Raw genomic sequence first — 19,358 nt, forward strand, 5'->3', positions numbered from 1 at the left:
AAATGCCAACTATAAAAAGTAAGATAAGCAGACTTTATCGACATATAAAGTTTTTTGCAACAATTTTTGTAGATAAAGATCTTACTTTTTATGCGGCAAGTCTTAGTTTTTACACTATTTTTACACTTATTCCTCTTCTTTTGATAGTTCTTACTCTATTTACTTCATTGCCAAGTTTTTCGGAGCATTATGAAAAGATTGAGGAGTTTATATTTTCAAATCTGATGCCTGTAAATTCTGAAACTCTGATGAGCCATATCAACTCTTTTTTAGAAAATTCTGTTGAGATGAGTATGATAAGTTTTGTTATAGTTATCATCTCATCGCTTCTCTTTTTTCAAAATTTTGAGTATATTGCAAATAAGATTTTTCATGCAAAAAAAAGAGGTTTTTGGGATAGCGTTACAACATTTTGGACGCTTTTGACGCTGACTCCTATCGGACTTGGAGCTTCATTTTATATAACCGGCTATGTCGCCTCTTTGATGGCAAGCACGGAGTATATATCTGATATAAATATTCTTCCTTATGTTCCTTATGTTATTATTTGGGCGCTATTTTTTCTAATATTTCAAATTGTTGCAAATACAAAAGTGAATGTAAAAGCTGCTCTTATCAGCTCATTTATCACCTCTGCTGTTTTTAGTATTGCAAAAAACAGTTTTATCTATTATGTTTTTTATAACAAATCATATGCAACAATATATGGCTCGTTTTCTATTGTTATGTTTCTGTTTTTGTGGATTTATGTTTCGTGGATAGTGTTTGTTTACGGTTTGAAACTATGCTACATGATACATAGAGTATATGAAAAGAGTGCAGCAAAACAGCAGCAAAAACCAGATGAGAATTCTGTAGAATATAGCTCCAACTGAGATAGCAAGATAAGATAAAAACAAAAATAGATCCAGTTTTATTAAAATACCCTCTTTGTTTAGTTTTAAAAGCCAAATAAGCGCAGGGTCAAAAAAATCTCCAAAACCAACTATATGAAGCAGGATACTCAGCGGATAAAAGAGCGTAAAAAGTATTGTCCAGAGGATTGAGAGCGGATGATAGAGACTGAAGTTTCCAAAGATGGCTAGTGAAAAAGGCAGCATTAATAGATAGACCCAGAGGGGCAGAAGTATAAATTGCCATATTTTGTTTAAATTTTTAAAGTGAATTAAAAAGAGAAATATATAAAAAACTCCGCTTGCTGAGAGCCAAAAACCAAGAGAAAAACAGAGACGCGGGAAAAAAGCCAAAAGTAGTAAAAGTGTTAAAAACAGCGTCTGCATCGAAACTATTTTAATCCCTCTGTCATAAAGAATAAACCCTGCCAAAAGCATCCCAAAAGCACGGATAAGCGAGGGCGGCGAATCTAAAAAGAGCATATATGCAAAAAGCAGTATGGCTGTAATAAAAAAGATATCTCGTTTTGCATTTGTATATGGAAAAAATCTATCTTGAGCAAAAGCATAAACAGGACGGATGAAAAAAAAGAGCAGAGCGCTCAATACCCCAAGATGAAAACCGCTGATAGCCAGCAGATGCGAAACACCAAGATAAGAGAATGTTTTTTGCAGCTCCCACTCCAAAGGGGTTGCAGTATAGAGAGCATGATAGATATTTGCAATATTTGCATCTTTATGTGAAGAGGAGATGTGTGCGTTTAGTTTCTGTTTTATACTCTTTTTATTTTCTATCTTTATAATTTTACTAGGAGCGTAAAATGTCGTAAGGTATTTGTAGAAATTTAAATCCTTTGGCCATATTTCAAGCTCTATTTCGTTGTTTTTTATATTATGAAGCGATTTTTTGGCAGTTGTATAAAAAGTAAGACCATCTTCGTTTTTAAGTTTTAACACTTGATAGGTTCTGCCGTTTTTTGCTTTGAGGTATTGTTTTAAAACAGTCGCTTTTACAAGCGCTGAGTCAAATATAGTAAACTCTTTATAGTTTTTATATTCTAGCAGAAGTGAAAAAAGAAAAATGGCAAAAGAGATTAGGAAGAAGATGAAAAAGTCTCTTTTCTTGTTAAAAAGCGAGACTCTTTCTATCATTTAGAACACTTTAAAGCGGCGGCATTGAAATAGTATCGTTTCCGACATCAATATTTGCAGAGCGGGTATCTACATTTTCATAAACGGTTTCTATAGCTTTTGCATAACCAGGAGAATCAACAAAACGGGTGAGTTTTTTCTGAAAAACCAGTTTTACATGTCCAGTCGGACCATTTCTCTGCTTGCCAATAATGATTTCAGCGTCCTCTTCCTCTTTTTCAATATAAGTTGGAGTAAACTCTTTTCCTTCGGCTTTAGCAGCTTTTTCTCGCTCTTTTTCTTCTTTGTAAAGATAGACATCGTCGCGGTATACAAAGAGGATAATATCGGCATCTTGTTCAATCGAGCCAGATTCACGGATGTCGCTAAGCATCGGTCTTTTATCGTTTCTGGATTCAAGTCCGCGGTTTAGCTGAGAGAGCGCAACAATCGGCATATTTAACTCTCTGGCGAGCATTTTGAGTCCGCGGGAGATATCTGAGACTTGAAGGTGTCTATCCTGATTTCCAATACCCTGCATAATCTGGAGGTAGTCGATGACCGCTATCTCTATCTCGGGATGCTGATTTTTGAGTTTTCGCAGTTTTGAGCGGAGCTGGTTTATGTTTATGCTTCCTTGATCATCTACAAAAAGTTTTGCATTGTTCATTTTGTCTATGGCACCGTTGAGCGAACTCCACTGATCATCACTCATATCTCCTACACGAAGCTTTTGAAGAGGAATGGATGTTTGAATGGATAAAAGACGCAGCATAAGCTGTTCTGCAGGCATCTCAAGTGAAAAAAACGCGACACCTTTTCCCTTTGTAATAAGGCTGTTTACAGTGTTTAGTATAAAAGAAGTTTTTCCCATCGCTGGCCTAGCCGCCACGATAACCAAGTCCCCTTTTCCAAAGCCTGTTGTCATTTTGTTAAGTTCATGAAATCCGGTATCAACGCCGACTAAGACATTGTTGCCGCGAGCTTTCATCTCTTTTATATACTCCATAGTGTCAAAGGTTATTTTTGGGGAGTCTTTGAAGTCATTTGTTTGATTGTCCCGTGTTATTTCATATAGCTTCTTCTCAACTATGTCTATAACCTCGGCACTTGGTAGTTCCTCTTCTACTGTGACTCTTTTGATTTCTGTTGTAAGCGTTAAAAGATGGCGTTTTAGCGATTTGTCTTTTATCTCATCCACATAGGCTTTTGTGTTTGAGATGGGGTTAGCTGAGAGAATCTCAAGCATAACGCTTTCGTCAAATTTTTTTATTCTGATAAGCTCTTTTTTTATAAACTCTTCATCTATTGGTTGATCTTTTTGTAAAAGAAGCAGCATAACGCCAAATATATCTTGGTGTGCGGGAAGATAAAAATCATCCTTTTTTAACACGACGCTAAGCTCATCAAACTGGCTTGGTTCAAAAACTATTGAACTTAAGATGCTTCGCTCAAAAGCTAAATTATATAAATTTTCCTGCATTACTGAAATTCACTTGCCATTTTTTCTACTTCGGCTACAAATCTGTCCACAAGTTCGCTCTCATCAAGGTTTGCAACCACTTCGCCTTTTACCATAATAAGCCCTTTGCCTTTACCGTAAGCAATAGCTACATCGGCATGCGCAGCTTCGCCTATGGCATTAACGACACATCCCATTACAGAAACATTTAAAGGCGCTTTGATGTGTGCAGTTCTTTCCTCTATCTCACCGACGGCGCTTACCAGATCCGCTTCTATGCGTCCGCATGTCGGGCATGAGATGATATTTAAGCCATCTTTTGCTGCTCCGCTGTCTTTTAAAATGGCACGCGCAACTTTGATCTCCTCTTCAAGCTCTCCTGTGATACTTACTCTCATGGTATCGCCGATGCCATCAAGCAGAAGTGAACCAAGTCCGATAGCACTTTTAACGGTTGCATGAAAAAGCGTTCCGGCTTCTGTGACTCCAAGATGAAACGGGTAGTTGTTTTTTGGGCGGAGCATTCTGTATGCATCAACCGTTCTCTCAACATCGCTTGCTTTAAGAGAGATTTTGATCTCATTAAATCCTAAATCTTCAAGATATTTTATGTTGTACTCAGCTGAAGCCACCATTGCCTCTGCAGTCTGTCCGTATCTGTTTAAAAACTCTTTTTCCAAACTTCCCGAGTTTACGCCTATGCGGATAGGAATATTGCGCGCCTGACACGCTTTTACCACCTCTTTTACACGCTCTTTGGAGCCGATATTGCCAGGATTTATACGGATACACTCTACAACTTCCGCTGCTACAAGGGCAAGACGATGGTTAAAGTGAATATCTGCTACAAGCGGAAGCGAAATCTGCTCTTTGATGGATTTAAGCGCAAGAGCATCTTCCATTTGCGGAACTGCCACACGAACGATATCACACCCTGCAAAGTGCAAGCGTTTTATCTGCTCAACCGTAGATGTAACATCAGAAGTTTTTGAAAATGTCATTGACTGCACAGAGATAGGTGCATCACCGCCTACTGCTACACTGCCGACATATATTTTTTTGGTTGGATATCTTTTTATCATAAAAGAGATTTTATCTTGTTTGGACTAAAAAGGTGCTTTATTTTCACATGTAAGTTACATGTGAAAATAAGAAAGGGTTAAAATTTAAAAGTGAGGTTTGTGTAGATATATCTTCCAGGTTCGTTAAGAAGCATTGTATCTGTTGAGCCAGTAGTAAGAAGAATTAAATCTGCATATGTGTTTGAGAGAGCATATGTTTCATCAAAAAGATTGTTTACGCCCAGTGTAAAATCAAAGTTTTTGTTTACTGCATGTTTTACCTTTAGGTTTACAATCGCCCATGAATCAAGCTCTTGCTCGCCGCTGTCTGCATCAAAATCATCCCATTTGTCAGAAGCTTGTACTTCAAGCGTAGCTACAGAGTTTGTCATATACTCATAGTTTAGAGCAATATCTCCTCTTAGAGGTGCGATATCTGCCAAGTCCTCATCTGCACCAGGTGCCACATCATCTTTTTCACCGACTTTATATGATGCTTTCATATCAACAGTAAGTGCATCTGTAGCATAGATGGATGTGCTTAACTCTGCTCCATATACAGTTGCATCGATATTATTGAAAGTGTTTGCAGTTTTATTAAAATAGATATAGTCTTCCAACATAGAGTAGAATGCTTTGACTTTAAAGTTCATCATATTGTTATTTAGCTCATATCCTAAATCTACTTCTGTGTTTGTTGTTTGCTCTAAGTCTTCATTTCCTGAAGGACTTACAAGATAAAGCTCTCTTGGATCCGGAACACGACTTGCCTGACCAACACCTAAGAAGATTTTATTTGTTTCATTGAGGTTATATGTAGTGAGTAGATTTGCACTAATTGCATCATAGTCTCTTTTTCTTTTTGACACATCATCAGGTGTAATCTCCGTATCATCAAGTCTTGCACCGGCTTCAATATCAAAATCACCGAATGTTTTTTCAACTTTTGCAAAAGCAGCCATATTTTCAGTTTCAGTATGTGTTAAACTAGTTGAAATTGATGCTGGAATAACAGCTCCAGTTGCCACAGTAGTATTGTAATACTTCCCTTCCCATGTTCTTCTGCTTCCATCAAGTCCAAATAGAAGATTGTATCCATATACATCGAAGCTGTTTTTTAGTTTTAGCCCCTGCATAGTTGTTTTTAAGTGGTTTGTTCTGTACCAGCCATTAGTAGCAGCTGTATTTCTGTATCTTGTATCCATAGGATGGTCAACATCTGAGTAGTAGTATTTTAGATTGAGATTTTTGTAAATATCGCTGATGTTTTGTACATCGTAAGCTATACTGTAGATATTTGAGTAGTCATATGCAGCATCCATTTTAGAGTTTGGATAGAGTACATCATCACTTCTATTGTTTGTCATGCTTAAACGGAGTTCCTGATCATCAGTAACAGTTATATATGCTTTTGCCATAAGAGATTTTTTCTTATACGCTTCCATATCTTCATATTGACTTTGGTACTTAAAAGGCGTAGTAGCTTTTAAGTTTGTTTGTTCTGCCAAAGTATTTCCGTCACCATCTTCATACTGATCGCTTGATTCGCTTGACCCGCTTATTAAAACTCTGATAAAGTCATTTCCGCCGCTAACAGTAGCGCCTACTTTTCTGTAGTTCCAGCTTCCAACACCAAATGTAACCTCACCGCTTAAATCTTTTGTAGGCTCTTTTGTTGTTATTTTAAGTCCGCCGCTAAGTGTTCCAAAGTTTTCAACATCATAAGGCCCTTCAATAACCTCAATATCCTCAATCTGACTTGTTACGATATGAGATGTCGGTGGGTCCATTCTGTTTGGACATGCACCAAAAATTTTTGTGCCGTCAACATCAACAGAGATATTGTCTCTTTTTTGACCGCGGATGTATATATCGTTCGCGATTCCGCTACGACGGTTCATATCGATGCTTGGTACACTTGAACTTAGCGCTTGTGCTAAATCAGCAGATAGTTGAGCTTCCTGGCTAACCTCTGTTATTGTTGTTGATTCTATACTGATTTTAGGGAGTTGTATCTCACTTGCATTTAAAACAGCAACAACAGTTAATGATAATGGAATTATTTTTTTATACATGTTATAACCTACCTTTATTTTCTAAATTACTCCATTGTATAATTAAAGTGTTAAAATAGTGTTAAGTCAAAGAGAAAATAATATGATAAAATTGCATTATGAGTAAAATAGAAAAGATAAAAAGAGTTATTTTAATAATTTTAGGTTTAAGCCTTTCGGCTTATTTAATGTATAGCGGCTTTGCTATTTTAAATCAAGAGAGCTCGTCAGCAAGCCAGAGTAACTCCGCTAGCGAAGTTCATAGTAACACAGTGAAGTGAGCCATGCTGTTTTATAAGAGTGAAGCAGTCAACTCCGACTATCTCTTTTGTCGGAAAAGTTTTTTTAAAAATTTCTAGTGCTTCTGCATCCTGTTTCACTCCGTAAATCGGAACTAAAACAGCGCGGTTTACAAATAGAAAGTTTGCATAAGTAGCCGGCAGTCTCTCCCCCTCAAAATAACAAGCATCGCTCATTGGAAGTGCGATAAGTTTAAAATTATACTCACGAGCGTACGCTTTTAGCTCATCTTCCATAAGTTTTAACTCTTTGAAATGTTCATCGCTCTTATCTTCACATTTAACATACATAATCGTTTTTTCATCTACAAATCTTGCCAAAGTATCAATGTGTGAATCGGTATCATCCCCTGCCAGATAGCCATGGTTAAGATATAAAATTTTGCTCATTCCAAACAGCTTTTGAAGTTTTTGCGTCATCAGCTCTTTTGAGAGAGCTGCATTTCTGTTTTTATTTAACATGCACTCAGATGTCGTAAGGATAGTATCAACTCCGTTACTCTCAACGCCGCCGCCCTCTAAAATCAGATCTGCCTTTACGACCTCTTTATCGTAGCACTCTTTTAAACTCTGAGTCATCGCATTGTCTTTAGAAGCTTCAAATTTGCCGCCCCAGCCTGTAAAGGTAAAGTCAAGAAGTTTTATGTCTGAGCCGTCTTGAACACAAAGAGCAGAGCAGTCTCTTGCCCATGTGTCATTTGTTTCATACTCTGTAAAGTAGAGGTTTGCATTGGGAGAAAATCTTTTTTTTACACTCTCTATATTATCGCAAACCACAAGACATTTTTGATACTTGATAATTGCATTGATGATATTTATAAAAGTATTCTGAGCTTCCTCCAGATACTCTGCCCAATCACTCTTTGCATGTGGAAATATTATTTGTGTAAAACTCTGCTCTTCAAACTCTGCAATTAGTCGTCTCATCTGATATAATTCCTTTATGGCTTACATAACTTTAAATAAAAACAATTTTTTTAATAATCTCGACATTATTGCAAATCGTACCAAAAGTGTAGATAAAATTGCTCTTGTTTTAAAAGACAACGCATATGGGCATGGCATTTTGGAGACAGCTTCCATGGCACAAGAGTATGGTATCAAAAAAGCAGTTGTTTGTTCATGCAAAGAGGCACAAAGTGTAGAGAGGTTTTTTGATTATATCTTGGTTTTAGGCGAAATACCAACTTTTAAAAGTGATAAAGTAAGATATACAATCAATGATATAAACAGCATAGAGAAGTTTCCTCAAGGTACGAAAGTGGAGTTGAAAATTGATTCGGGAATGCACCGAAACGGCATAGCTATAGATGAGATAGAGAGTGCATTTTTAAAAATCAAAGAGGCAAAACTTTTTTTGGAGGCTCTCTTTACACATCACAGAAGTGCGGATGAGCTTACAAGCGAATGGTTTTGGCAAAAAGAGAATTTTAAAATAGCAAAGCAAAAAGCTGCCTTATTGGCAAAAGAGTTTGGTTTTGATGCACTTCGGTTTCACTCATCAAACTCTGCCGCACTCTTTAGGGAATCGGATTTTGATGAAGATATGGCAAGAGTGGGCATTGCTGCTTATGGATGTATGGAACTTCCAAAAGCTCTTCATGTTGAGGGCTTTAAGCCTATTTTGTCTCTTTTTGCAAAAAAAATCTCATCAAGAAAGTTAAACAGGGGTGATAGAGTCGGTTACGGCGGTGACGGAGAGATTGTAAAAGAGTGTGTTGTTGGTAACTATGATGTTGGTTACGGTGACGGATTTTTAAGAGTTTGTGCAGAAAATGGTTATAAAACTCCACAGGGTATAGAACTCCTCGGCAGAATCTCTATGGATAACAGCTCATTTTTAAGCAATGAGAAGACTATTTTGGTTTTTGACGATGCCAGAGTTGCGTCAAAGTATGCCAAAACTATAAGTTATGAACTTTTAGCATCTCTAAAACCCTCTATTAAAAGAGAGGTGCTATAGCAGCTTTTTGTAAAATTAAGAGCTTATTTTTACAACTGCAGCTGAAAAAATAACGCCGTCAATACCCAGAATCGCGAGCTCTTCTATTTCATTCTCCTCTTCGATAAGAGTCAAAATCTTTGCATCAAAAAGATAGTTCTCTGCTAAGTTTTGCGCACTCTTGGCAAGCTTTTTATCAACAATAATATATGATGCGCCCAGAGATGAAGCATATAAAATCTCTGTAATGTTTTTTACATACAAAGCAACTTTAACAGAGTTTGAAATCGCATGATTTATGATATCTAGATTTTTTTCATTAAACTCTATAAAGAGGGTTGAAGATGGCGGAGTGTTTGATATGGAGGCAATATCAGACACATGATAAAAATTTTCATTTTTTAAAAATCTATGACCGAAAAATATCATTTTGCTTTCTCTATGCACTCTTTTGAACAGTAATACTTTCCATTGCTCAAAATTGCATCATCAATTTCACAGTAGATGCCACATGTAGAGCACTCTACCATGTCGCTACTATCAATCTCATCTCTCTTTTTCTCTTTGTTGGAGTTTTGTACAGCCGGCTTTTTCTTTATAAACATAAAATAGATAATAGCAATAACACCCGCTACCAATAAAATTTTTAGTATCATATATCTTCTCCAATAAGCAAATAGTGTCTATTTTTAGTTTTTATAACTTTGTGTTTCAATCCCGGTGTAACTTCATCGTAAACTCTCTCTCCCTTATAAAAAAGAAGTTTTGAGTGCTTGTCTCTAAAATTTTCGCTTAATTTTAAAAGCATATCTGTTTCAGTTACGGCTCTGGATGTAACAAGCTCAAAAATTTCGCTCTGCATCTCTTCAACGCGCATTTTTACAACTTTTACATTATCCAGCTCTAAATCAGCTTTTATAAACTGTAAAAAGCTTGCCCTTTTTGCAATCGGCTCAACAAGTGTTACCTGTGTCTCAGGAAGCCCCATTGCTAAAATTAGACCTGGAAATCCCGCACCTGTACCGATATCTAAAAGATTTTTACATTTTGGCAGAAAGCTTATAGGGAAAACAGCATCGTAAATAAATTCATCTACGGTTTTTTCATCTTTTGCACCTGTTAAATTGTGGATTTTATTCCATTTAAAAAGATGCTCTTTATATTTTTGAATATTATGAAAAAAATCATCAGGCAGCTTTAACTTCTCTTCAAGAAGCTCAGTTTTTAAGTTCAAGTATATATCCTTTTTTAAAGCAGGTGCCCCATCTCATCTTTTTTAACATTTAAATAAGCTTCATTATGCGGATTTGATTTCATAATAATAGGAATGCGCTCTACAATTTCAATCCCCTCTAAAGACTCTATCTTTCTTGGGTTGTTTGTAAGAAGTTTTATCTTGTTTATATTGAAGTGATTAAGTATAAAAATCACAATCTCATATGTTCTCTCATCTGCTGCAAATCCAAGCTGGTGATTTGCTTCTACTGTGTTAAAACCTTTGTCTTGAAGAGCATATGCGTTTATCTTGTTAAGCAAACCTATGTTTCTGCCCTCTTGCCTTAAGTATATAACCATGCCGTTTGTTTTAGATGCCAATTTTAACGCATGCTCTAACTGATCTCTGCAGTCACACTTTAAGCTTCCTATTGCATCACCTGTCAGACACTCTGAATGGACTCTGACTATCGGAGTTTCATCTAAATTTTTTTTAAATATGACCAGATGCTCTTTGCACCCTTCTTTAAAAGCTTTGACTTTGAAATCGCCAAATCTTGATGGTAAATTTGCTATTTCAGAAATTTCTATGTTCAATTATTTTTCCTAACTTTAACTTTAAAAAGGTAAAATATTTTTTAAAATTATAGCTAAAAAGGTTTAACAATGTTTCAAAGATTTCGTAGAACTCGCTTAAATGCCCATCTTCGCTCACTTGTCCGTGAGACAAAAGTAGGTGTAGAAGATTTTATATATCCTCTTTTTGTACGCTCCGGAGAGGGAATTAAAACAGAAGTAGCATCAATGCCGGGTGTTTTTCAGATGAGTATAGATGAGGTGATAAAAGAGTGTGAAGAGCTTAAAAAACTCGGTATTTATGCAATTATACTTTTTGGAATTCCTGATGTAAAAGACTCTATAGGCTCAGACTCTTTGTGCGAACACGGCATAATTGCCAAAGCAATTCGTGCTATAAAAGAGGCGCATCCGGATATGTTCGTAGTAACGGATCTCTGTTTTTGTGAATATACTGATCATGGACACTGTGGAATTATTGATGAAGAGCATCAAACTGTAGACAATGACGCCACACTTAAAATATCTGCTAAACAAGCCATAGTTCATGCAAAGGCGGGAGCAGATATGATAGCACCTTCAGGCATGATGGATGGGATAATTGAAACATTAAGAGATGCGCTTGATGGTGCAGGATATGTCAATCTTCCTATTATGAGCTACTCAACAAAATTTGCTTCAGGATACTATGGACCGTTTCGTGATGTGGCAGAGTCAACACCGAGTTTTGGCGACAGAGCATCATACCAAATGGACCCTGCAAACAGAAGAGAAGCTATTGCTGAGAGCATTTCTGATGAACTTCAGGGTGCTGATATTTTAATGGTAAAACCGGCTCTTGCATATCTTGATATTGTCAGAGAGATAAAGGAGAACACTTCGCTTCCAATGGCGGTATATAATGTAAGCGGCGAGTATGCAATGCTTAAGATGGCAGGGATGAATAATCTAATCGATTATGATAGAGTTGTAATGGAGACAATGATTGCTTTTAAAAGAGCAGGTGCGGATATTATTATCTCTTACCATGCAAAAGAGGTTGCAAAAATGTTACAAAAGTAATCTTTTGCGTTTGTTAAGATGCTGATAAAAGCTCTTAGAAGCAATCTAAAAGAAAATTTAGTATAAACTAAGAGCTTATTTGAATTTTTGGGGAAAATTTTGAGACACTTTTTAACACTGAAAGATTTTACAAAAGAAGAAATTTTAGAGATTATTGACACCGGACTTAGCATTAAAAAGAATTTAAAAGCAAATATTTACAATCAAGAGTTAAAAAACCAAACGCTTGCGATGATATTTGAAAAGAGCTCGACAAGAACGCGTGTTAGTTTTGAGACTGGAATGTTTCAACTTGGAGGACATGCTCTTTTTCTCTCAAATCGTGATATTCATCTGGGTCGCGGAGAGCCTGTAAAAGATACTGCCCGCGTGATTTCAAGTATGTGCGATATGGTTATGATACGAACATTTGAGCACTCTATGATAGAGGAGTTTGCCTCTTACTCGAGAGTTCCGGTAATCAACGGACTTACAGATTCATATCATCCGGTTCAGCTTTTGGCGGATTATATGACTTTGGTTGAACACGGTATGGATAAAAATATTATTGCAGCTTATGTGGGGGATGGCAATAATATGACGCATTCATGGATGATGCTTGCTGCAAAACTTGGTTTTGAGCTTCGTATTGCTACTCCAAAAGGGTATGAAGTTGATGCAAAGATACTTGATGATGCGCAAAAAATTGCAAAAGAGAGCAAAGCAGTTATAAAAATTATGAATGATCCAAAAGAAGCGGTAAAAGGCGCTAGTGTTGTAACAACTGATACATGGGTTTCTATGGGGCAGGAGGATGAAAAAGAGGAGCGTATAAAAACTTTTAAAGGCTTTATGGTTGATGATGAGATGATGTCACTGGCTCAAAAAGATGCGAAATTTTTACACTGTCTGCCAGCTTATAGAGGTTTGGAAGTTAGCGAAGAGCTTTTTGAAAAACACTCTGATATCATCTTTAGTGAGGCAGAAAACAGACTTCATGCCCAAAAAGGGCTGATGGTCTGGCTAAAGAAACAAAATTTTAATAGCTGATTCCGCTTACGCTTCTTATCTTTTCAATGGTCGGCATTGCAATCTCTCTTGCTTTGTCTGCTCCATTTTTTAAAATTTCTCTTACCTCATTTTGGTGCTTTTCGAAATACTCTCTTTTCTCTCTATATTCTCTAAAATACTCCCACATAACTTCCGCAAGATAGATCTTAAAGTGTCCGTGTCCCTCACCGCCTCTTCTATATCTCTCTTGAAGTGCTTTTAGATTGTCACCCTCTAAAAAAAGTTTTGCCATATTGTAAACATTGCATGTTTCGTACTCTTTTGGCTCTTCTACGGAAACATTTTCAGTTACAATTTTTTTGATTGTCTTTAGCTGACTCTTCTCATCTCCAAAAATATTGACGATATTTCCGTAACTCTTAGACATTTTTTGTCCGTCTATTCCCGGAACTGTTGCAACCTCTTCTTGAACTTTAAATTCAGGAATCGTTAAAATATCTCCATATTGGTTGTTAAATTTGATGGCGATATCTCTTGCAATTTCTACATGTTGAATCTGATCTTTTCCTACAGGGACGACATTGGAGTTAAAAAGCAAAATGTCAGCCGCCATTAAAACAGGATATGAAAAAAGAGAGTGGTTTGTTGCAAATCCTTTGGCGGTTTTGTCTTTGTAGCTGTGAGCACGCTCTAAAAGTCCCATAGGTGTAAATGATGATAAAGTCCAGTAGAGTTCAAGAACCTCTTTTACATCTGACTGTACCCAGAAAACTGATTTCTCAGGATCAATTCCAAGCGCTAAAAAGTCTGTAGCACACTGCATGGTAAGTTCACCAAGGCGTTTGCCGTCATTGACACTTGTCATGGCATGATAGTTTGCAATAAAAGCAAAAGTTTGATTTTGTGACTGTGCTTCTACCATCTGTTTTATTGAGCCGAAATAGTTTCCGATATGTAAATCTCCAGATGGCTGAATACCTGTTAAAACTCTCATTTATATAACTCCAAAAATTTCTAAATTTTAGTTATGACATTATACATTCTTTAACTTTATTTCGCTATGATTTAACTTATTATAGAGGTATAAAAGGATTTATTATGAATGTACAAATTCATGCAAAAGATATAACATTACATGAAAGCAGAAGAGCTCATATTGAAGCAGCTATTGATAGTTTTAAAAAATATGCATTAGATATTACAAGTGTAAATGTTTATGTTAGAGCGGAAAAAAAAGGTGTTTCAGTTGAATTTGATATTCATGTGGCGCATGCACAACCTGTAGTTATAAGCCAGAGTGATGATGATTTGGATGCTGCTATAGATTTAGCTATTGACAGAGCTACAAAAGCGCTTCGTCGTCTTCATGACAAAATTGTTTCTCATAAAGCGGCTTCTATAAAAGATATGGAAATAGTAGAAGAGTAGTTATGTATAACTGGATAATTTGGTTTCATATCCTCTCTTTTATCTCATGGTATGCGGTTCTCTTTTATATGCCGCGACTTTTTGTATATCATGCAGAAAATGCTGAGAATGAGGGATTTGTAAAAGTTGTAAAAGTTATGGAGATGAAAATATATAAATATATCGGTATTCCTGCAATGTGGGCAACTGTTATAAGCGGTGTTGCAATGATATTTTTATCTACTTCGCATTATGGCGGAGTAAATATTATGTCAACAGGCGGTTGGATGCATGCTAAGATACTTTTTGTTCTTATTTTAATCGCATATTTTTTCTCTTTGGGATATTTTAGAATAAAGTTTTTAAATGATGAATGTAAGAAGAGCGGAAAGTTTTTTAGGGCTTACAATGAAGTTCCAACGCTTCTTCTTCTTGTGATAGTTGCAATGGTAATTATTAAACCGTTTTAATTATAGAGTGTCAAACGGAGTTAATTCCGTTTGATTTTTACTTCTCTCCGCGTTTTTTCGCTTTAAAAAGAACAGGTGTTCCTGTAAAGTTGAAAGCTTCTCTTAGTTTATTTGTCAAATATCTTCTATATGTAAAATGCAAACCTCTTGGTTTATTCATAACGATAGCGATCTTTGGCGGTCTTGTTTCATATTGTGTTGCATAGTATATTTTAATAATTTGACCGTGCATGGATGGAAGATGGTGTTTTCTCATGGCTTTTTCCAAAACTTCGTTAAGTTTTGATGTCGGTATACGCTGAGAGTAGTTTTCATTGATCTCTAAAATCATATCATAGAGCTTATCAACTCTTTTATGTGATTTTGCAGAGAGTGTAATTATAGGCGCATAAGCTAAAAATTTAAATCTGTCTCTTACTTCCTCTATAATTTTGTCATAATCTTCTCTTTTAGCGATGTCCCATTTGTTTAAAACAATGATGCAGGCAAGACGGTTGCTGTCAACAAGACCTGCAATTTTCTCATCTAAATCTAAAAAAGGCTCACTTGCATCAAGAACTACAAGCGCCATATTTGAGTTTTCAAGCATCTCTTTTGTTCTCATAAGAGCAAACTTTTCAATTCCGAGAATTTTACCGCGTCTTCTTAATCCGGCAGTATCGACAAAGGTAAGCTGCTTTCCTTTGTACTCAATACTCTCATCAATAGGATCAATTGTAGTTCCTGCCACACTGCTTACAACTGAGCGCTCTTCACCTAGAAGAGCATTTAGGAGTGAGCTTTTTCCAACATTTGTACGACCGATAATAGAGATCTTTATATGATTTATATCATTTTCATCAAACTCTTTTATCTTGTCGTTTTGAGCAAATATGGAGTCATCTTCAAACTCCTCTTCATTTACATCTGTGTAAAAGAAATTGTCATCCTCCTCTTCTTCGTTTTGTTCGTTAAAATCGAACTCGTCTTCATCATCCTCTTCGATAATATTTACATCATCTTCATCTTTTATAGTGTCAGAATCAGGAATTTTTTCATATACCCAGTCAAGAAGCGCAACTATACTTCTGTTATGTGCCACAGATATGCCAAAGATAGCATCTGTTCCAAATTCATAGTAATCCCAAAGATTCTCTTTCATTTTGTCATTGTCAATTTTATTTACAACCAGAGCTACATCTTTTCCTAATGTTTGAAGTTCATAAAAAAGTTTTTTATCTTCCTCTTCAGGAATGCTTTTTCCATCAACCATATATAGGATAATATCTGCTTTTTTTGCAGCTTCAAGGGATTTCTCTTTTATCTTGTCAAAAAGTTCACACCCTTTGTCAAGTCCGCCTGTATCTAATAATAGCGCCTGTTTGTTTATGATAGTAACATGCCGTCTTTTTACATCTCTTGTTGTCCCTGCCTGCTCAGATGTAATAGCATCTCTCTTTTTAACTAATCTGTTAAAGAGTGAACTCTTTCCAACATTTGGACGACCGATAATGGCGATTTTTTTCATATTTGTAGCCTAAATAAAATTTGTAGTTTGTTTGGAATTATATCGAAATAAGAGGTGATTATAAATTGTTTAAAGAAATTCTCTCAAAAGAGAGAGTTGAAATAAAAAAAAGTTTTATTCAGTCAAAAACTCTTTTTCAAGATCTTCTAAAGCATTTTTAGCTTTAAACTGCTGCCAAAGAGCCTGATCATTTTTAAAACTTGTTTTTATATTGTTTTGAATCTGCTCATTTGCAGCTTTTTGTGAAACGGCTACTAGAACATAAATAGCACCTGATGGAGCAGTCCACATATCAATGGCTTTAGAACCTATTAAATTAACTTTTGCAACCTGTTTGGTTATAGTTTCTATCGCCTTATCAACTGTTTCGCTTTCGTTTGCACCTGTAGTCCCAGTATAGATAGTGATTTTATCTTTAACTTGAGACTCTATCTGATGTGCTAAATCAGAACGGCCGTTGGCAAGAGCTACTCTTCTCATATGATCCATTCCCGCAACACTTTTTTCAGCTATACCTACACCTGCATATGAACCCTCCGCTTCGGGAACACAAGTCCACGAAGGTGCAGACACATTCTCTTGTATACAAGCATAATCTACACTGCGTTTTTCTACTTTAGCATCTTTGCTGCTGCAGCCTGTAATTGCAACAAAAAATATTCCTGCCATTATAATTGATGAAATGGTTTTGATCATGTCAGATCTCCTTTTTTTTCTAAAATCATTGTAGCGACTTTCATCTTAAATGATATTTACTGAAAAAAAATAATTTAATAGAAATTAAAAAGTTTTAAATTGTATAATAAAGCTATGAAATATTATAGTTATGAAAATTTTAGAATTGATACACTCACTCTTATAGAAAAAGTAAGAGATTTACAATTTGAAGCCATAGTAGCAGTCGCAAGAGGTGGTTTAACTCTTTCACATGCCATCTCAGAAGGCTTGGCAATACGCCATGTACAAAGCATAAGAACAGAGCTTTATGATAAAACTTTAAAAAGAGAACAGTTAAATATTTTTGCCACATGTGAATTTAGAGATGTAAAAAAGGTTTTGGTTGTAGATGATATATCTGACAGCGGTGATACACTTAAGGCTGTTATGCACTATTTGGAAAATAAACATAAGAATATAGAGTTTAAATCAGCAACTCTTTTTTATAAAAAAACATCTGTATATGAACCGCACTTTTGGATCAATGAAGCAGATGACTGGATTGATTTTTTTTGGGAGAGGGATTTTATAAAAAAAACTTAATCCCTCCAGTATTCAACATCTTTTTTTGTAAAATCAGTCTCATATATATACTCGCAAATGATTTTTAACATCTCTTTGTCAAATCCAAGTTCAGGCATAAGTTCATGTTTTTCAATTGCATCATGCATAAGAGAAGTTTCTGCTTTTGGATGCTCTACCCATGTCGCCATATAGGAGACAAACTCATCTTTGTCTCTAAATGCGTTCATATATCTCTCTTTAAATTCTACTACTGCCGGAGCAGAGATTGTTTTTGTAGGATGGTGGCAGGTTATGCAGTTTCCGTTAAACAGAAGTGAACCCATCTCGCGCGCGTATAAGAGAGAAAAGAGTGATAGTATAATCGCTAAAAATATCGGCTTCATATCATTACTTTCTATGTGCTTTTATCATCTCGTAAGCTTGATTTATCTCCTGCGTTTTAGCAGTTGCTTCTTGCATGTAGGCATCATCTTTTCCTTGAGATTTTATGATATCGGGATGATACTCTCTAATGAGTTTTCTATACGCTTTTTTGATTGTATTCATATCGTCGCTTTCATTTACGCCTAGAATTTTATATGCATCATTTATATTTGCTTTTGGTTTAATGTTGTGTACCATTTTTTCAAATTTGTCAAATATGGCGTGATAAGCGTTAGGGTCAAATCTCAATGCTTCTGCGATAGAGGCTAAAACCTCCTCTTCGCTTTTGCTGACTTCGCCATCAATAAATGCAAGCTGGATTAAAAAGCCCATAAATTGATGCTGTTTGTTTTTATCTCTTTTTATTGTATTGCCCAATGTCAAGGCAATTTCTCTTAAGTCGTGAGATCTATTTTTATGCTCATTAAAGATCTCTTTTAGTATATCTTTTGTTTTGTGCGGCTCAGGAAAAACCGCTGAGATATCATCAAACATTATTCCTACGAGCTCTGCTTCTAAAGCATCGACTCTTCCGTCAGCTTTTGCAACCTTTGCTACAAGCGCAATAAAAAGACCGAGCTCACTTTTTTGAAGAGACTCTTTGGACACTGAAAAATTTTTAAAAGCCTCTTTTGAATAAGTTGTATATTTTGCGTAGCTTTTAAATATCCAGTAAAAAAATGCGCCTATAGCGGCAAGAAGTAGTAAATTTCCCATATATATCCTTTGTTAATTTTGTAATTATAGAAGAGAGTAGTTAATAGCGAAACACTTAGTTGCATGCAACCTTATGATAAACTCTTTTTGCCGTAATCTTTCCGACCCAAAATATTTCACCAAGCAGAGCCTCTTTTAAAAATCCGTCATTATCAAATGCAACAAGAACATCGACGACGCTCTCATCTTTATCTAGCGGAGCTACATGTAAATTGTATATATTTGCAATGCCCTCAGAAAAGTTTGCTACTGCACTCTCTCTTTCTAAATCCTCCAGATAAGATACTAAAACATCATTTTTATCGTTATGCGCGCCCACGGCAAACAGTTTATATGTTTTTTGTTTGGCATTACAGTTGTTTTTTGTATTTAGATAAGAGCTTAGTACATCATTCTCTTTGTATTTATCAAGAGTAGTCTCTTTTTTTGATTTTTTTTCTACCTCTTTTGAAGTGACTTTAAAAGTTGCAGGGTCAAAATTCATTTCGTTTACCAATTTTGTTTTCTCTTCTATTAGTTTAATCTCTTTTTTTTCATGGTCAAAATAGTATGTTTGAACTCTTGTTTTTTTTATTGTCTCTTTTGTTTTTATAAAAATATCCGGAATGTATCTGCCACCTATAATTTTTCCTTTGCTTGTAAAGGTTTCAACTCTATTTTGCAGAAGTGTTGCTGCAACTCCTACTGTAGTTGCCACAAGCTTGATTTCATAGTTTTTGTCATCTTCTTTAAGTGTTATATCAGCATAACCAACATTGCCAAAGAGACTTACATCAACATCGTAACGAGTTGATAGACTTTGTGCAAATAAAGAACTTATTGATATAAGCAGTATTAAAAAATATTTCAATATATACCTCTTTTTTAATAAACATTATATCTAAATTTGTATTTAATTATAATATGA

General features: G+C 35.7%; 22 protein-coding genes. 7 read left to right on the plus strand and 15 right to left on the minus strand.

Annotated features, from left to right (window positions below; translation table 11 throughout):
- Positions 1-2: 2 nt before the first annotated feature.
- The gene (locus FJR47_RS01525) at positions 3-875 is read left to right on the plus strand and encodes a YihY/virulence factor BrkB family protein (RefSeq protein ID WP_152298729.1); all 873 of its coding nucleotides are present in this window, start codon (positions 3-5) and stop codon (positions 873-875) included.
- Here FJR47_RS01525 and FJR47_RS01530 read toward each other — a convergent pair.
- From FJR47_RS01530 to FJR47_RS01550, 5 genes are all read right to left on the minus strand, one after another.
- On the minus strand, positions 783-2,045 hold the full coding sequence (locus tag FJR47_RS01530; protein WP_152298730.1) for a ComEC/Rec2 family competence protein: 1,263 nt from the start codon (positions 2,043-2,045) through the stop codon (positions 783-785). The two genes, FJR47_RS01525 and FJR47_RS01530, sit on opposite strands and share 93 nt — an antisense overlap.
- Positions 2,046-2,055: 10 nt before the next feature.
- Positions 2,056-3,507 (minus strand): replicative DNA helicase, encoded by a 1,452-nt coding sequence (locus tag FJR47_RS01535; protein WP_152298731.1) that lies wholly within the window; start codon positions 3,505-3,507, stop codon positions 2,056-2,058.
- Complete coding sequence (ispG, locus tag FJR47_RS01540; protein WP_152298732.1) at positions 3,507-4,568, minus strand: flavodoxin-dependent (E)-4-hydroxy-3-methylbut-2-enyl-diphosphate synthase; 1,062 nt, start codon at positions 4,566-4,568, stop codon at positions 3,507-3,509. The genes FJR47_RS01535 and ispG overlap by 1 nt, the downstream gene beginning before the upstream one ends.
- Before the next feature lie 77 nt (positions 4,569-4,645).
- On the minus strand, positions 4,646-6,622 hold the full coding sequence (locus FJR47_RS01545) for a TonB-dependent receptor (RefSeq protein WP_152298733.1): 1,977 nt from the start codon (positions 6,620-6,622) through the stop codon (positions 4,646-4,648).
- 206 nt (positions 6,623-6,828) lie between these two features.
- A complete protein-coding gene (locus FJR47_RS01550; RefSeq protein ID WP_152298734.1) occupies positions 6,829-7,827 on the minus strand; it encodes an agmatine deiminase family protein in 999 nt (332 codons plus the stop codon).
- A gap of 16 nt (positions 7,828-7,843) precedes the next feature.
- Between FJR47_RS01550 and FJR47_RS01555 the strand changes: the two genes are divergently transcribed.
- On the plus strand, positions 7,844-8,863 hold the full coding sequence (locus tag FJR47_RS01555; RefSeq protein WP_152298735.1) for an alanine racemase: 1,020 nt from the start codon (positions 7,844-7,846) through the stop codon (positions 8,861-8,863).
- 15 nt (positions 8,864-8,878) lie between these two features.
- Here FJR47_RS01555 and FJR47_RS01560 read toward each other — a convergent pair whose 3' ends face one another.
- From FJR47_RS01560 to ribA, 4 genes are read right to left on the minus strand one after another with little or no spacing between them, the layout of a single operon-like run.
- Entirely contained in the window at positions 8,879-9,271 is a 393-nt protein-coding gene (locus FJR47_RS01560) for a hypothetical protein (protein ID WP_152298736.1), read from the minus strand.
- Entirely contained in the window at positions 9,268-9,498 is a 231-nt protein-coding gene (locus tag FJR47_RS01565; protein WP_152298737.1) for a PP0621 family protein, read from the minus strand. The genes FJR47_RS01560 and FJR47_RS01565 overlap by 4 nt, the downstream gene beginning before the upstream one ends.
- Positions 9,495-10,076, minus strand: a complete 582-nt coding sequence (gene rsmG / locus FJR47_RS01570) for a 16S rRNA (guanine(527)-N(7))-methyltransferase RsmG (protein WP_152298738.1) — start codon at positions 10,074-10,076, stop codon at positions 9,495-9,497. The genes FJR47_RS01565 and rsmG overlap by 4 nt, the downstream gene beginning before the upstream one ends.
- Positions 10,077-10,090: 14 nt before the next feature.
- Positions 10,091-10,654 carry a GTP cyclohydrolase II gene (ribA, locus tag FJR47_RS01575; RefSeq protein ID WP_152298739.1) on the minus strand — a complete coding sequence of 188 codons (564 nt, stop codon included), beginning with the start codon at positions 10,652-10,654 and terminating at the stop codon, positions 10,091-10,093.
- A gap of 69 nt (positions 10,655-10,723) precedes the next feature.
- On the opposite strand from ribA, the gene hemB reads away from it, so the two are divergent.
- Together hemB and argF are read left to right on the plus strand one after the other, a co-directional pair.
- Positions 10,724-11,695 (plus strand): porphobilinogen synthase, encoded by a 972-nt coding sequence (gene hemB, locus FJR47_RS01580; RefSeq protein WP_152298740.1) that lies wholly within the window; start codon positions 10,724-10,726, stop codon positions 11,693-11,695.
- A 99-nt stretch (positions 11,696-11,794) separates the two neighbouring features.
- Entirely contained in the window at positions 11,795-12,724 is a 930-nt protein-coding gene (gene argF, locus FJR47_RS01585) for an ornithine carbamoyltransferase (protein ID WP_152298741.1), read from the plus strand.
- On the opposite strand, the gene trpS is transcribed toward argF, so the two are convergent.
- Positions 12,714-13,679 (minus strand): tryptophan--tRNA ligase, encoded by a 966-nt coding sequence (gene trpS, locus FJR47_RS01590; RefSeq protein ID WP_152298742.1) that lies wholly within the window; start codon positions 13,677-13,679, stop codon positions 12,714-12,716. The genes argF and trpS overlap by 11 nt on opposite strands.
- A 104-nt stretch (positions 13,680-13,783) precedes the next feature.
- Between trpS and hpf the strand changes: the two genes are divergently transcribed.
- Complete coding sequence (gene hpf / locus FJR47_RS01595; protein WP_152298743.1) at positions 13,784-14,113, plus strand: ribosome hibernation-promoting factor, HPF/YfiA family; 330 nt, start codon at positions 13,784-13,786, stop codon at positions 14,111-14,113.
- Between the two features lie 2 nt (positions 14,114-14,115).
- A complete protein-coding gene (hemJ, locus tag FJR47_RS01600) occupies positions 14,116-14,562 on the plus strand; it encodes a protoporphyrinogen oxidase HemJ (protein WP_152298744.1) in 447 nt (148 codons plus the stop codon).
- Positions 14,563-14,599: 37 nt separating this feature from the next.
- Here the strand turns inward: hemJ and der are convergent, their stop codons facing one another.
- Entirely contained in the window at positions 14,600-16,069 is a 1,470-nt protein-coding gene (gene der / locus FJR47_RS01605) for a ribosome biogenesis GTPase Der (RefSeq protein ID WP_152298745.1), read from the minus strand.
- A gap of 114 nt (positions 16,070-16,183) precedes the next feature.
- Positions 16,184-16,765, minus strand: coding sequence for an LPP20 family lipoprotein (locus FJR47_RS01610; RefSeq protein WP_152298746.1), 582 nt, complete (start codon positions 16,763-16,765; stop codon positions 16,184-16,186).
- Positions 16,766-16,879: 114 nt separating this feature from the next.
- Between FJR47_RS01610 and FJR47_RS01615 the strand changes: the two genes are divergently transcribed.
- Positions 16,880-17,329, plus strand: a complete 450-nt coding sequence (locus FJR47_RS01615) for a phosphoribosyltransferase (RefSeq protein ID WP_152298747.1) — start codon at positions 16,880-16,882, stop codon at positions 17,327-17,329.
- Here the strand turns inward: FJR47_RS01615 and FJR47_RS01620 are convergent.
- Genes FJR47_RS01620 through FJR47_RS01630 form a run of 3 tightly spaced genes read right to left on the minus strand, consistent with a single transcriptional unit; the run spans position 17,326 to position 19,301 of the window.
- Complete coding sequence (locus FJR47_RS01620) at positions 17,326-17,694, minus strand: cytochrome C (protein WP_241855410.1); 369 nt, start codon at positions 17,692-17,694, stop codon at positions 17,326-17,328. The two genes, FJR47_RS01615 and FJR47_RS01620, sit on opposite strands and share 4 nt — an antisense overlap.
- Before the next feature lie 4 nt (positions 17,695-17,698).
- Entirely contained in the window at positions 17,699-18,451 is a 753-nt protein-coding gene (locus FJR47_RS01625; RefSeq protein ID WP_152298748.1) for a DnaJ domain-containing protein, read from the minus strand.
- Positions 18,452-18,506: 55 nt separating this feature from the next.
- The gene (locus FJR47_RS01630; protein ID WP_159571377.1) at positions 18,507-19,301 is read right to left on the minus strand and encodes a DUF3108 domain-containing protein; all 795 of its coding nucleotides are present in this window, start codon (positions 19,299-19,301) and stop codon (positions 18,507-18,509) included.
- Positions 19,302-19,358: the final 57 nt, after the last annotated feature.

Source organism: Sulfurimonas xiamenensis (assembly GCF_009258045.1).
GTDB lineage: Bacteria > Campylobacterota > Campylobacteria > Campylobacterales > Sulfurimonadaceae > Sulfurimonas > Sulfurimonas xiamenensis.

Excerpts from the sequence above, each read along its gene's own strand:
- trpS (WP_152298742.1), bottom strand. The coding sequence starts at position 13,679 with ATGAGAGTTTTAACAGGTATTCAGCCATCTGGAGATTTACATATCGGA.
- FJR47_RS01615 (WP_152298747.1), top strand. The coding sequence starts at position 16,880 with ATGAAATATTATAGTTATGAAAATTTTAGAATTGATACACTCACTCTT.
- der (WP_152298745.1), bottom strand. The coding sequence starts at position 16,069 with ATGAAAAAAATCGCCATTATCGGTCGTCCAAATGTTGGAAAGAGTTCA.
- FJR47_RS01545 (WP_152298733.1), bottom strand. The coding sequence starts at position 6,622 with ATGTATAAAAAAATAATTCCATTATCATTAACTGTTGTTGCTGTTTTA.
- FJR47_RS01610 (WP_152298746.1), bottom strand. The coding sequence starts at position 16,765 with ATGATCAAAACCATTTCATCAATTATAATGGCAGGAATATTTTTTGTT.
- FJR47_RS01620 (WP_241855410.1), bottom strand. The coding sequence starts at position 17,694 with ATGAAGCCGATATTTTTAGCGATTATACTATCACTCTTTTCTCTCTTA.
- FJR47_RS01550 (WP_152298734.1), bottom strand. The coding sequence starts at position 7,827 with ATGAGACGACTAATTGCAGAGTTTGAAGAGCAGAGTTTTACACAAATA.
- ispG (WP_152298732.1), bottom strand. The coding sequence starts at position 4,568 with ATGATAAAAAGATATCCAACCAAAAAAATATATGTCGGCAGTGTAGCA.
- FJR47_RS01530 (WP_152298730.1), bottom strand. The coding sequence starts at position 2,045 with ATGATAGAAAGAGTCTCGCTTTTTAACAAGAAAAGAGACTTTTTCATC.
- FJR47_RS01525 (WP_152298729.1), top strand. The coding sequence starts at position 3 with ATGCCAACTATAAAAAGTAAGATAAGCAGACTTTATCGACATATAAAG.
- FJR47_RS01535 (WP_152298731.1), bottom strand. The coding sequence starts at position 3,507 with ATGCAGGAAAATTTATATAATTTAGCTTTTGAGCGAAGCATCTTAAGT.
- hemB (WP_152298740.1), top strand. The coding sequence starts at position 10,724 with ATGTTTCAAAGATTTCGTAGAACTCGCTTAAATGCCCATCTTCGCTCA.
- hpf (WP_152298743.1), top strand. The coding sequence starts at position 13,784 with ATGAATGTACAAATTCATGCAAAAGATATAACATTACATGAAAGCAGA.
- FJR47_RS01565 (WP_152298737.1), bottom strand. The coding sequence starts at position 9,498 with ATGATACTAAAAATTTTATTGGTAGCGGGTGTTATTGCTATTATCTAT.
- FJR47_RS01560 (WP_152298736.1), bottom strand. The coding sequence starts at position 9,271 with ATGATATTTTTCGGTCATAGATTTTTAAAAAATGAAAATTTTTATCAT.
- FJR47_RS01555 (WP_152298735.1), top strand. The coding sequence starts at position 7,844 with ATGGCTTACATAACTTTAAATAAAAACAATTTTTTTAATAATCTCGAC.
- FJR47_RS01625 (WP_152298748.1), bottom strand. The coding sequence starts at position 18,451 with ATGGGAAATTTACTACTTCTTGCCGCTATAGGCGCATTTTTTTACTGG.
- hemJ (WP_152298744.1), top strand. The coding sequence starts at position 14,116 with ATGTATAACTGGATAATTTGGTTTCATATCCTCTCTTTTATCTCATGG.